The following is a 12,316-nucleotide window of genomic DNA, read 5'->3' on the forward strand; positions in this document are numbered from 1 at the left end:
TCGCCGCGCTCAGCCCTCGGGAGCGTGCCGCTCCAGGAACCGGTAGACCTCCGTGGTCTCCACGCCCGGGTAGGCACCCGAGGGCATCGCGGCGAGCATCGACGCGTGCGGCCGCGCCGAGGGCCAGGCGAAGTCGCCCCACTTCACCGACAGGTCCTCGGGCGGACGCCGGCAGCACGACTCGTCGGGGCACCGTGACGCCGACCGCACCGTGGTCTCGCGCCCGGAGAACCACTTGACGTCCGCGAACGGCACGCCCACCGACACGGAGAACGCGCCGTCGGACGTGTTCTCCACGCGCGAGGTGCACCAGTAGGTGCCGGACGGCGTGTCCGTGTACTGCGCGTACGGGTTGAACCGGTCCTCGACGTCGAACACCCGGCGCGCCGTCCACTGCTTGCACACGTGCTGGCCCTCGACCGCGCCCAGGGCGTCCGACGGGAACCGCACGCCGTCGTTCTCGTACGCCTTGTGCAGGATCCCCGACTCGTGCACCTTCATGAAGTGCACCGGGATGCCGAGGTGCCGCGTGGCGAGGTTGGTGAACCGGTGCGCGGCGGTCTCGAAGGACACCCCGAACGCGTCGCGGAGGTCCTCGATCGCAATGGCCCGCTCGTCCTTGGCGTCGCGCAGGAACTTCACGCCCGGCTTCTCCGGCACCATCAGGGCGGCCGCCAGGTAGTTCGCCTCGACGCGCTGCCGGAGGAACTCGCCGTAGTGCCCCGGCTCGGTGTGGTCCAGCACGTGCGAGGCGAGGGCCTGGAGCAGCGCGGACCGGGTGTTCGACCGGCCGCGGAACCCCTTGGACGGCAGGTAGAGGCGCCGGTTGCGGGTGTCGATGACGGACCGCGTCGAGTGCGGCAGGTCGCTCACGTAGTGCAGCGTGAAGCCCAGGTGCGCGGCGATCTCGGCCGCCATGCGCTGCGGCAGCGGCCCGGTGGTGTGCCCGACGTCGGCCAGCAGGCCCTTGGCGACCTGCTCGAGCTCGGGCAGGTAGTTGTCCTTGGCGCGCATCTCGTCGCGGAGCTCGCCGTTGGCCCGCCGCGCCTCCTCGGGGGTGGCCGCGCGCTCGGTGTGCAGGCGCTCCAGCTCCCGGTGCAGGGCCAGGATCGTCGCGAGCGCGTCGTGGGGCAGCGACTTGCCGATGCGCACCCCGTCGATGCCGAGCGAGGCGAACAGCGGCCCGCGCTGCACGCGCTCCAGCTCGATCTCCAGCGCGTCCCGCTCCGACGGCGGCTCGGGCGACAGCAGGTCGTCCACGCCCGTGCCGAGAGCGCGGGCGATGGCCTGCAGCTGCGAGAACTTGGGCTCCCGCTTGCCGTTCTCCAGCGTGCTGATCTGGGACGGGGCGCGGTCGATGGCGGCGGCGAGGTCCTCGAGCGTCATGCCCTTGCTGGTCCGCAGATAGCGGATGCGGCGGCCGATCGTGAGGGCGTCCGGCTCGGTGTCCGACGTCGTCGTCGAAGCGTTTTGACCACTCTGGGTGGAACGCGAGGAAGTCGCATTTCGCGCGGTTCTGCGATTTTCGGTGCTTCCTGCCATGCCCGAGGGTGACATAGGCAAAGGCTTCCGATCAACAGAAGAACTGGAAATCTTCTGCGCGGATCTGCTTGAGAAGGGGGTCGCGGAGGGCAGATGGTCGTTACACGTCACCGGCAGACGCGGTGGCAACGTTCCGTCCCGAGAAGGAGACCCGCCATGAGCGCACCCACGATCGACCCCACGTCCGAGGCGACCACGTCCACGACGACCGCGGTGCCGGCGCAGGCCTCCGTGCGCGCCGGGGACCAGCTCCAGACCGCCGAGGAGCTGCGCCAGGCCTGGGCGTCCGACCCCCGCTGGGCCGGCATCGAGCGCAGCTTCACGGCGGAGGACGTCGTCGCGCTGCGCGGCTCGGTCGGCGAGGAGAGCACGCTGGCCCGCCGCGGCGCCGAGCGCCTGTGGCGCGAGCTCCACGAGGAGGACTACATCAACGCCCTCGGCGCGCTGACCGGCAACCAGGCCGTGCAGCAGGTCAAGGCGGGCCTGCGAGCCATCTACCTCTCCGGCTGGCAGGTCGCCGGCGACGCGAACCTCTCGGGGCAGACCTACCCCGACCAGTCGCTCTACCCGGCCAACTCCGTGCCGGCCGTGGTCCGCCGCATCAACAACGCGCTGCTGCGCGCCGACCAGATCGACGTGTCGGAGAACGGCACCCCCACCCGCGACTGGCTCGCCCCGATCGTGGCCGACGCCGAGGCCGGCTTCGGCGGCCCGCTCAACGCGTACGAGCTGATGAAGTCGATGATCCAGTCGGGCGCCGCGGGCGTGCACTGGGAGGACCAGCTCGCCTCGGAGAAGAAGTGCGGCCACCTCGGCGGCAAGGTGCTCATCCCCACCCAGCAGCACGTGCGCACGCTCAACGCGGCCCGGCTCGCGGCCGATGTCGCCGACGTGCCGTCGATCGTGATCGCCCGGACCGACGCCGAGGCGGCGACCCTGATCACCTCGGACGTCGACGAGCGCGACCGCCCGTTCATCACCGGGGAGCGCACGAACGAGGGCTTCTACAAGGTGACCAACGGCATCGAGCCGTGCATCGCCCGCGCCAAGGCCTACGCGCCCTACTCCGACCTGATCTGGATGGAGACCGGCACCCCGGACCTGGAGCTGGCCCGCAAGTTCGCCGAGGCCGTCAAGGCCGACTTCCCCGACCAGATGTTGAGCTACAACTGCTCGCCGTCGTTCAACTGGAAGAAGCACCTCGACGACGACACGATCGCCAAGTTCCAGCGCGAGCTCGGCGCCATGGGCTTCAAGTTCCAGTTCATCACCCTGGCCGGCTTCCACGCCCTGAACTACTCGATGTTCGACCTGGCCCACGGCTACGCCCGCGAGCAGATGTCGGCCTACGTGAAGCTGCAGGAGCTGGAGTTCGCCGCCGAGGAGCGCGGCTACACCGCCACGCGACACCAGCGCGAGGTCGGCACGGGGTACTTCGACCGCGTCGCCACCGCGCTCAACCCGGACTCGGCGACCACCGCGCTGGCCGGCTCGACCGAGGCGGCGCAGTTCTGATGACCGCGACCATCGACACCCGCGCCCACGGCACCAGCCCCTACGACGCCGATGCCGGCCTGGCCGGGATCGGCACCCCGCCGGCCGCCGCCCGGACGATGGCCGCCCACGCGACCACGACGCCGTCTACCCCCGCTCCCCCGCCTGCGCCGGTCCCCGCCCCCGCACCCCCGAGCGCGTCCCCCCGCACACTGCCGAACGGCGGCGTGGGCGCCTCGGGAAGCGGCACCCGCCGAGGCGTGATCACCGTGACCGCCGCCGTCGGGCCGCGCTACGGCGAGATCCTGACGCCGGAGGCCCTGGCGTTCCTCGCCCTGCTGCACGACCGGTTCGACGCCCGCCGCGACGAGCTGATCGCGCAGCGCCAGCTGCGCCGGCAGGACATCGCGGACGGCGCCGACCCCGACTTCCGGGCCTCCACCCGGCCGGTGCGGGACGACCCGCACTGGCGGGTCGCCGGGTCGCGCAACGCGCCCGGGCTGGAGGACCGGCGCGTCGAGATCACGGGTCCCACCGACCCGAAGATGACGATCAACGCGCTCAACTCCGGGGCCCGGTGCTGGCTGGCCGACGCCGAGGACGCGTCCAGCCCTACGTGGCCCAACGTGATCGAGGGCCAGCTCGCGCTGCACGACGCGATCCGCGGCACGCTCGCCTTCACCAACGAGGCGGGCAAGGAGTACACGCTGCGTTCGCCGGACATCGCGGACCTGCCGACCATCGTGTTCCGGCCCCGCGGCTGGCACCTGGACGAGGCGCACCTGCGTTACACGGACGCGAACGGCATCACGTCGAGCGCGCTCGGCAGCCTGGTGGACTTCGGCCTGTACTTCTTCCACAACGCCGCCGAGCTCGTCGCGCGCGGCCGCGGACCGTACTTCTACCTGCCCAAGCTGGAGGGTTACCGGGAGGCGCGGCTCTGGAACGAGGTGTTCGAGGTGGCGCAGGACGCCCTCGGCATCCCGCGCGGGACCGTGCGCGCCACGGTGCTCATCGAGACGCTGCCCGCGGCGTTCGAGATGGAGGAGATCCTCTACGAGCTGCGCGACCACTGCGCGGGGCTGAACGCCGGCCGCTGGGACTACCTGTTCTCGGTGATCAAGTGCTTCCGCACCCGCGGGGAGTCGTACGTGCTGCCGGACCGCGCCCAGGTGACCATGACGGCGCCGTTCATGCGGGCCTACACCGAGCTGCTCGTGGCGACCTGCCACAAGCGCGGGGCGCACGCGATCGGCGGCATGAGCGCGTTCATCCCGGACCGCCGCGACCCGGAGGTCACCGAGACCGCGTTCGCCAAGGTCAGCGCCGACAAGCGGCGCGAGGCCGGCGACGGCTTCGACGGCACCTGGGTGGCCCACCCCGATCTCATCCCGGTGGCCCGGGCCGAGTTCGACGCCGTGCTCGGCGACGCGCCCAACCAGGTCTCCCGCCTGCGCGACGACGTCGTGGTGGGGCAGCACGACCTGCTCGACGTCGCCTCGGCGCGCCGCTCCGGGGCGACCGTGACCTCGGCCGGCCTGCGGTCGAACGTCTCGGTGGCCGTGCGCTACCTCGACGCGTGGCTCCGCGGTACCGGAGCCGCCGCGCTGGACAGCCTCATGGAGGACGCCGCCACCGCGGAGATCTCGCGGTCGCAGGTGTGGCAGTGGATCGCGTCGGGCACCTTGACCGACGACGACCAGCAGCCCGTGACCCGCGAGCGTGTCGAGGCGATCCTGCTCGACGTCGTGGCGTCGCTGCCCCACGGCCACGGCAACCGGATCGACGACGCGGCGGAGATCTTCCGCGCCGTCGCCCTCGAGGACGACTTCCCGGCGTTCCTCACGAACCCCGCGTACCAGGGGTACCTGGTGGGCTCGGCGGTCGACCGGCCGTAAGGCCCCGATCACCACCCACCGGCCACCGGGCTGGGACGCCCCGCTGTCGGGCGTCCCTTCCACCGCCCGACGCCGCGCCCGGTCGCCGCTCTCTCGGCGCCCCGCCACCCCTGGGGTGCGACCGGCGCGGCGTCGGGCTCTTGTGCGCGGGCGCAAGCCCTCGCGCGGGCGGCAAGCGCGACATTCCGGTTGTTGAATGCGCCGTCAGTAGCGCTACCCTGGGCGTTCTTGGACGGACGGCACCGGGGCCACATCAGCGCCGGTGCCCAGACCGGTCGGCGGCGGACGCGGTCCGCGACAGCCGATGTCATACGCAAGGGGGCGTTGACCAGTGACGGACGAGCCGAACGGTGCGAGGCTTGGCGAGACCAGCGATCCAGGGTCGGCGAGCGGTCGTGGAACCGCGACCGGCGCCGCCTTCTTCCGCGATCGCGGCCGGGCCGCGCGCCGCACCCTGACCGGCCGTCGGGCGCGCAACGCGTGGACCGGCGCCGTCGCGCTGGCGATGACCTGCGGCGTGCTCGTCAGCGCGTCGGCGAGCGTGCCGTCGTCGCACCTCCTGACGGACGGCTCCCCCACCTCCGCCGCGCGGCCGGCCGCGGCGCGCACCGTCGAGGTCGGCGCGGTGGAGCGGCGCCCGGACGCAGCCCCCGAGACCACCGCACCGGACGGCGTCACCGTGAGCCAGGTCCTCGCCGTCCTGGACCGGGCCGAGTCGATGCTGCGGCAGAGCTCCGAACCCAGCCCCGCCGTCGCGCAGGCCGCCGCGGAGCTCGGCATGCTCTACACGACGTACCAGGCGCAGCAGCTCGCGCTGACAGAGGCCGACCAGCCGCTGCGGGTCGAGTCCGCCCCGACGGCGGGCGAGCCGCGCACGCCCGCGCCGTCCGAACCGATCGGCGCCACGCAGGTCTCCCGGATTGTTGGCGGTGGCACCCACGGGAGCCCTGCCCCCGACTGGGGCACGCCGGAGGACCTCCCGGCCGCAGAGGTCGTGCCCGAGGAGGTCGGCGAGTACGTCACCTTCGACGAGGTGGCCGTCGCGGCGATGCGGCTCGCGAACATGCTCGACCCGTCCTCGCCCACCGCGCTCATCGAGACGCTGCCGGACACGGGGACCTCCCTGCGCCGGAACCTGCTGGACACCGTGGCGGCCTACGGCGACTCCACCGCCGGGTACGCCAACGGCCGCATCCCCGCCGACGTGCTGTGCGCGCTGCCCTTCGCGCCGGGGCACCTGCTGCGCTGCGACGCCGCCGAGCGCCTGACGGCGCTGAGCGCCCGGTTCGAGAAGGAGTTCGGCCACCCGATCCCGCTCACGGACTCGTACCGGTCCTTCGAGACGCAGGTGGCGGTCCGGAGCGCCAAACCGCACCTGGCCGCGATCCCCGGCACGTCCAACCACGGCTGGGGCCTCGCGGTCGACCTCGGCAACCCGATCGCCGGCGGCGGCTCCGACGAGTACGTCTGGCTGCGGCTGCACGCGCCCGACTACGGCTGGGACAACCCCTCCTGGGCACAGCTCGGCGGCGCCAAGCCCGAGCCCTGGCACTTCGAGTTCTTCGCGGCGGGCTCGATCCCCAACCGGGCCATCGACCCGTCCGACGTCGGCTCGTGGACGACGGTGGCGAGCACCGACCCCGCGAACCCGGGAGTCCGGCCTGCCGGGGACTCGGGTGACAGGGAGCAATCCTCGTCCGACGACGGGGCGGGGTCCGGCTCCGGCGGCTCCGGCTCGGGCGGCTCCGGTAGGGGCGGCTCCGGCACGGGCGGTGGAGCAGACGCGGGGTCCGGCTCCGGCGGCGGCTCGTCGGCGGGCTCCGGCGGCAAGACCCCGGCAGCGCCCGACAAGCCGGCGCCTGCAGAGCCGTCGGAACCGCCCGCACAGGCGGAACCGGACGCCCCGGCCGAGACCGGCCTGGTCGAGGACGTCGTGGGCGGCACGCTCGACCTGGTGGGCGGCACCGTCGACGGCGTGGTCGGCGGGGTCGTCGGCGGCCTGCTGGGCGGCAACAGCACGGCTGGCAGCGAGAACCCGACCGGGTGAACTTCTCGCAGCAGTTCCGTTGTGGCGGTTTTGGGTGCTTTTAGCCGGATACGGTGCCCGCATGTCCGACGACGAGGGCGCACGTCGCGCTCCAGAACCGAATCCGACCACTGAGCCAGCTCCGGCTCTGGTCGCACCGAACGGCGCGGTCGCCGACGCCGCGAGCGAGGGCGCGAGCGAAGGCGCGACGGCGGCCGGACCGGCGTCGAGCGACGCGGACGCACCGGCGGCCGGCCAGGTCGCGACCGGCACGAGCGCGGGACCGCCCGCCGCCGGACCGGCCGAGTCCGTCGGCTCGGCCCCGCAGATCCCGCCGGCCCTCGTGGCGTTCCTCAAGGAGCACGCCGTCACCCTCGTGCTGATCGTGCTGCTGATCGCCGCCGTGGTGTGGGGCGCGCTCGGCGTCGTCTCGACCAACGAGTGGAAGGCGCGCGCCGCGGGCTTCGCGTCGGACCTGGCGAGCGCGAAGCAGACCATCGCCGAGGCCCACGCGACGATCGACGACCTGGAGATCGCCAAGGAGCGCGCCGAGACCACCGCGACGGCGTGCGTCGGTGCGATCGGCGACGCGGACGCGATGCTGGAGGTGTCGGCCAAGATGGACGACAAGACGGTCGTCTACCTGGAGGGGCTGAACGACTTCATGGCCGCGGTCGCCGCGGGCAACATGTCGACGGCGGAGACCATCGGCGCCGAGATCGACGCGCTGGGCGCGCAGCTCGACGACCTGAGCCAGCAGATCGAGGGGCACATCGACGACTACGAGGACTCCTCTGCCGGCTGCCACGTCGACGCCGCCCAGGACATCTGACAGCAGGACGACGGGCGGGCGGGCGACCTCGGTCACCCGCCCGCCGTCCTGTTGTCCGTCAGCCCTGGTCGAGGCCCAGCAGGTCGTCCTCGGTCTCGCGGCGGACCAGCACCCGCGAGGCGCCGTCGGCCACCGCGAGCACCGGCGGGCGGGGCAGCATGTTGTAGTTCGACGCCATCGAGCGCCCGTAGGCGCCGGTCGCGGCGACGGCGAGCAGGTCGCCCGCGCGCACGTCCGCCGGGAGCTGCACCTCGTGCACCACGATGTCGCCCGACTCGCAGTGCTTGCCCACCACGCGCGCCAGCACCGTCTCGGCCGAGGACGAGCGGCCCACGATCTCGGCGTGGTACGCCGCCCCGTACAGGGCGGGGCGGATGTTGTCGCTCATGCCGCCGTCGACCGACACGTAGGTGCGCGTGAAGTCGGCGCCGCCGTCCGCCGAGACGGTGACGGGCTTGACCGTGCCGACCGTGTACAGCGTGAGGCCCGCGGGCCCGACGATCGCCCGGCCGGGCTCGATCGAGAACCGCGGCAGGCTCGTGCCGAGCTCCTGGCACACGCCGGACACCGACTGCGCGATGTCCTTGGCCACCCGCTCGGGATCGAGCGCGACGTCGCCGGGCAGGTAGGCGATGCCGTAGCCGCCGCCGAGGTCGACCTCGTCGACGAGCACGCCCGACCGCTCGGACAGGTCGACCCGCAGGCGCAGCACCACGCGCGCGGCGGCCTCGAAACCGTCCGGGTCGAGGATCTGCGAGCCGATGTGCGAGTGGATGCCGAGCAGCCTCAGCTCGGGGTGCTCGAGCACCTCCAGCAGCGCGGCCATCGCGGGGCTCTCCGCCCCGTCCGCCGCGTTGACCGACAGCCCGAACTTCTGGTCCTCGTGAGCCGTGGCGATGTACTCGTGCCCGCCGGCGTGCACACCCGTGGTCACGCGGACCATCACCGGGGCCACGACGCCGCGCTCCCCCGCGAGGCGCGCGACCCGCTCGATCTCGACCAGCGAGTCCACGATGATGCGGCCCACCCCGGCGTCCAGGGCGCGCAGGATCTCGGCGTCGGACTTGTTGTTGCCGTGCAGGCCGATCTCGGCGCCCGGCACCTCGGCCCGCAGCGCAACGGCGAGCTCGCCGCTCGAGGCCGTGTCGACGCGCAGCCCCTCCTCGCGCGCCCAGCGCGCGACGGCCACGGTGAGCAGCGCCTTCCCGGCGTAGTACACGTCCACGCCCGCGCCGACGGCGCCGAAGGCGGCCTCGAACGCCGTGCGGTAGGCACGGGCACGCGTCCGGAAGTCGGCCTCGTCCAGCACGTAGGCCGGCGTCCCGTGCTCCGCCACGAGGTCGCGGACGTCCACGCCCGCAACGGCCAGCGCGCCGTCGGGCAGCCGGCCGACGCCCGTGGACCAGGGCGCGCCGGTCACATCCGCTCCGGAGCGCTCACGCCCAGCAGGTCGAGGCCGTTGGCCAGGACCGTGCGGACGGCGTCGTTCAGCCACAGACGAGCCCGGTGGGCGTCCGTGACCTCCTCGTCGGGGTACGGGGTGACGCGCAGCTTCTCGTCGTCGTTGTACCAGGAGTGGAAGTCGCCGGCGAGGGCCTCCAGGTAGCGGGCCACGCGGTGCGGCTCGCGCAGCTCGGCGGCCTGCGCCACGATCCGCGGGAACTCGGTCAGCCGCCCGATCAGCGCACCCTCCGAGGCGTGCGAGAGCTGCGCCGGGTCGAACCCGTCGGCACGGGCCACGCCGCGCTCGACGGCCTTGGTGCCGATCTGCACCGTGCGGCTGTGCGCGTACTGCACGTAGAAGACCGGGTTGTCGTTGGTCTGCTTGAGCATGTCCTCGCCCTGCAGCTCCAGCGGCGTATCCGCGGGGTAGCGCGCGAGGGAGTAGCGGACGGCGTCGCTGCCGATCCAGTCGACGAGGTCGCGCAGCTCGATGATGTTGCCGGCGCGCTTGGACAGCTTGGCGCCGCCGACGTTGACGAGCTGGCCGATCAGCACCTCGATGTTGGTCTCCGGGTCGTCCCCGGCGCAGGCCGCGATGGCCTTGAGGCGGTTGATGTAGCCGTGGTGGTCGGCGCCGAGCAGGTAGATCTTGCCCGGGAACCCGCGGTCCTTCTTGGACAGGTAGTACGCGGCGTCGGCGGCGAAGTAGGTGGGCTCGCCGTTCGCCCGGATCATCACGCGGTCCTTGTCATCCGTGAAGTCCGTGGTGCGCAGCCAGACCGCGCCCTCCTGGTCGAAGACGTGCCCCTGCTCGCGCAGCCGGGCCACCGCCTTCTCGACGGCGCCCGAGCTGTGCAGGTCGCGCTCGGAGAACCAGACGTCGAAGTGCACGCCGAAGTTCTCGAGCACCTCGCGGATCTCGGCGAGCTGGTGCGCGTAGCCCGACTCCCGGGCGACCGCGACGGCCTCGTCGTGCGGCAGCTCCGGCAGCTCGGGGTGGTCCGCCAGGACCTTGGTCGCGAGCTCCTTGACGTACTCGCCGCGGTAGCCGCCCTCGGGCACCTCGCCCTCGGTGGCGCGCGCCAGCACCGACTCCCCGAAGCGGTCCATCTGGGCGCCCGCGTCGTTGATGTAGTACTCGGCGGTCACGTCGGCGCCTGCCGCGCGCAGGATGCGCGCCAGCGAGTCGCCCAGCGCGGCCCAGCGGGTGTGCCCGATGTGCAGCGGACCGGTCGGGTTGGCGCTGATGTACTCCAGGTTGATCACCTGGCCGGCCAGGGCCTCGCCCCGGCCGTACGCGGCACCGGTCTCGACGATGGTGCGCGCGAGCTCGCCCGCGGCGGCGGCGTCGAGCGTGATGTTCAGGAAGCCCGGTCCGGCGACGCCGACCGACTTGATGCCCGGCGTCGCGCCGAGGCGGGCCGCGAGGTCCTCCGCGAGCGCCCGCGGCGTGGTGCCCGCCTTCTTCGCGAGCTGGAGGGCGACGTTCGTGGCCCAGTCCCCGTGCTCTCGCTGCCTCGGTCGCTCCACGTGGACCGACGCCGGGACGGCGTCGGCGGGCAGGGCGAGCGTGCCGTCGGCGACGGCCGCTGCGAGGGCAGCGCTGAGTGTTTCTGAGAGCTCCGTGGGGGTCACGGATCGATTCTATCGGCCGGGCCGGATCCCCTGTCTCGTTGTCCACAGGCACCGGACGGCGGTGGCGCGCCCTGTTTCAGGAACATCATCGCCGCCCGGCCGGACCGTCGGTCGGTGCCACACGGACGCGTTCGGACGGCGGACGGTTGCCAAGCGCGTGGCACCGATCGCGCCGGGTCTCCGCGTCGCACGGTGTCACGCGGCGCGACGGTGCGGGTCACAGGCCCGGATGCACGCGCGGGGCCGCTTACCTGGTAGTCTCGCTTCGGCCGTTACGGGAGCAACGCATCCCAGCCAGCGGCCACGCGCCTGTAGCTCAGTGGATAGAGCGTCTGCCTCCGGAGCAGAAGGTCGGGGGTTCGAATCCCTTCAGGCGCACAACGCCCCTCACCAGGCATTACACCAGGTGAGGGGCTCTTTCGTGCCCAGGCCTTGAGGGCTGTTCCCCGCCAGTTTCCCCGCCACGGGATGCTCACCGGCCACGTGCCGCGTACGTGTTGAGCGCCGCCGCAGCGAGGTTCAGCGCGTCGTCGTGAGGTCGGGTGTAGAGGTTAGTCACCCGCAGGTCGCTGTGCCCCGCGATGTCCCGCACCACATGGAGCTTCACGCCTGCCTCCAGCAGGTTGGTCAGTGCCGTTGCCCGGAGGTCGTGGATCCGGAACCCGACGAAGCCCATGCGGGCGACCCGCTTGGACCATCCGACCTTTCTCGCCAGGGTGTTAGGTCCCGCCGGCCACCTGCACCACTCCACCGACACTCGATGAGCGGGACCTGTTGCACTGCCGGCAGAACCGACGTCCGAGACGTGCCCCGCGCCAACGGATGACGGAGGAACAGGGACCCCGAAGCAGGAGCATGTCGGGTCACAGACCCGCAGGGTCGACCGCCCCGTCAGCTCACTACTCGTATGGCCCCTCAACCGCCAGAGGGAAGCCCGGCTGTAGCGCTGCGACCAGGCAGGCATGGTGAGCCCCGATGACTTGGAAGGCCTCCGCGTGATCCCAAGACAGATCAAGGCGGACGTACCTCGGGTCGTCGTCGGTCGGCTCACCGCAGAAGCCACAGCGATATCGGTCCTCGTTGCCCACTGACAGATGATCCCGCCTTCCCCGCCAACCTCCCCGCCAAACAGCTCCGACCGCTCGCGCGAGGACCACTTTCCCGGGCGTTCCGGGGCAAGCGACCCGCAGAAACATGCCGATCGACCATGAGCCGAAGTTCTCCGGAGCAGAAGGTCGGGGGTTCGAATCCCTTCAGGCGCACAGACAGCAACAGGCCGTGACCAACGCAAACGCTGGTCACGGCCTGTTGCTTTCCCCGCTCTTGCGGCCTCCTGTCGGCTACTGCTGGCCTAACGGCCGGGGTACGCCACAGCCAGAGGAGCAGATCAAGGGCGAAGCAGCCGGCTGGGCGCCCCGCGCACCGGCGGTGGACGTCGCTGTGCTG

General features: G+C 72.3%; 8 protein-coding genes and 1 tRNA gene. 5 read left to right on the forward strand and 4 right to left on the reverse strand.

The annotated features are described in order from the left end of the window. Positions 1 to 9: 9 nt before the first annotated feature. The gene (locus ACH47X_RS17960; RefSeq protein ID WP_397405892.1) at positions 10 to 1,542 is read right to left on the reverse strand and encodes a helix-turn-helix domain-containing protein; all 1,533 of its coding nucleotides are present in this window, start codon (positions 1,540 to 1,542) and stop codon (positions 10 to 12) included. 156 nt (positions 1,543 to 1,698) lie between these two features. Here ACH47X_RS17960 and aceA point away from each other — a divergent pair, with 156 nt between their 5' ends. From aceA to ACH47X_RS17980, 4 genes are all read left to right on the forward strand, one after another. After that, on the forward strand, positions 1,699 to 3,057 hold the full coding sequence (gene aceA, locus ACH47X_RS17965; protein WP_397405893.1) for an isocitrate lyase: 1,359 nt from the start codon (positions 1,699 to 1,701) through the stop codon (positions 3,055 to 3,057). Next, a complete protein-coding gene (gene aceB, locus ACH47X_RS17970) occupies positions 3,057 to 4,934 on the forward strand; it encodes a malate synthase A (RefSeq protein ID WP_397405894.1) in 1,878 nt (625 codons plus the stop codon). The genes aceA and aceB overlap by 1 nt, the downstream gene beginning before the upstream one ends. 331 nt (positions 4,935 to 5,265) lie before the next feature. Beyond that, positions 5,266 to 6,981, forward strand: a complete 1,716-nt coding sequence (locus tag ACH47X_RS17975; protein ID WP_397405895.1) for a D-alanyl-D-alanine carboxypeptidase family protein — start codon at positions 5,266 to 5,268, stop codon at positions 6,979 to 6,981. Positions 6,982 to 7,042: 61 nt separating this feature from the next. Next, positions 7,043 to 7,792: a hypothetical protein gene (locus ACH47X_RS17980; RefSeq protein ID WP_397405896.1), complete on the forward strand. Its 750-nt coding sequence runs from the start codon at positions 7,043 to 7,045 to the stop codon at positions 7,790 to 7,792. Between the two features lie 58 nt (positions 7,793 to 7,850). Here the strand turns inward: ACH47X_RS17980 and lysA are convergent, their stop codons facing one another. Beyond that, positions 7,851 to 9,212 (reverse strand): diaminopimelate decarboxylase, encoded by a 1,362-nt coding sequence (gene lysA, locus ACH47X_RS17985; RefSeq protein WP_397405897.1) that lies wholly within the window; start codon positions 9,210 to 9,212, stop codon positions 7,851 to 7,853. After that, positions 9,209 to 10,870, reverse strand: a complete 1,662-nt coding sequence (gene argS / locus ACH47X_RS17990; protein WP_397405898.1) for an arginine--tRNA ligase — start codon at positions 10,868 to 10,870, stop codon at positions 9,209 to 9,211. Before argS ends, lysA begins: the two co-directional genes overlap by 4 nt. Positions 10,871 to 11,175: 305 nt before the next feature. On the opposite strand from argS, the gene ACH47X_RS17995 reads away from it, so the two are divergent. Continuing rightward, a tRNA-Arg gene (locus ACH47X_RS17995) sits at positions 11,176 to 11,248 on the forward strand. Positions 11,249 to 11,342: 94 nt separating this feature from the next. Here ACH47X_RS17995 and ACH47X_RS18000 read toward each other — a convergent pair. Next, a complete protein-coding gene (locus ACH47X_RS18000; RefSeq protein WP_397405899.1) occupies positions 11,343 to 11,546 on the reverse strand; it encodes a site-specific integrase in 204 nt (67 codons plus the stop codon). Positions 11,547 to 12,316: the final 770 nt, after the last annotated feature.

The sequence above is a fragment of the Promicromonospora kroppenstedtii genome, from assembly GCF_044389675.1.
Classification (GTDB): domain Bacteria; phylum Actinomycetota; class Actinomycetes; order Actinomycetales; family Cellulomonadaceae; genus Promicromonospora; species Promicromonospora kroppenstedtii.

Coding starts and splice junctions, on each gene's coding strand:
- ACH47X_RS17960 (WP_397405892.1), bottom strand. CDS start 1,542: ATGGCAGGAAGCACCGAAAATCGCAGAACCGCGCGAAATGCGACTTCC.
- aceA (WP_397405893.1), top strand. CDS start 1,699: ATGAGCGCACCCACGATCGACCCCACGTCCGAGGCGACCACGTCCACG.
- aceB (WP_397405894.1), top strand. CDS start 3,057: ATGACCGCGACCATCGACACCCGCGCCCACGGCACCAGCCCCTACGAC.
- ACH47X_RS17980 (WP_397405896.1), top strand. CDS start 7,043: ATGTCCGACGACGAGGGCGCACGTCGCGCTCCAGAACCGAATCCGACC.
- ACH47X_RS18000 (WP_397405899.1), bottom strand. CDS start 11,546: ATGGGCTTCGTCGGGTTCCGGATCCACGACCTCCGGGCAACGGCACTG.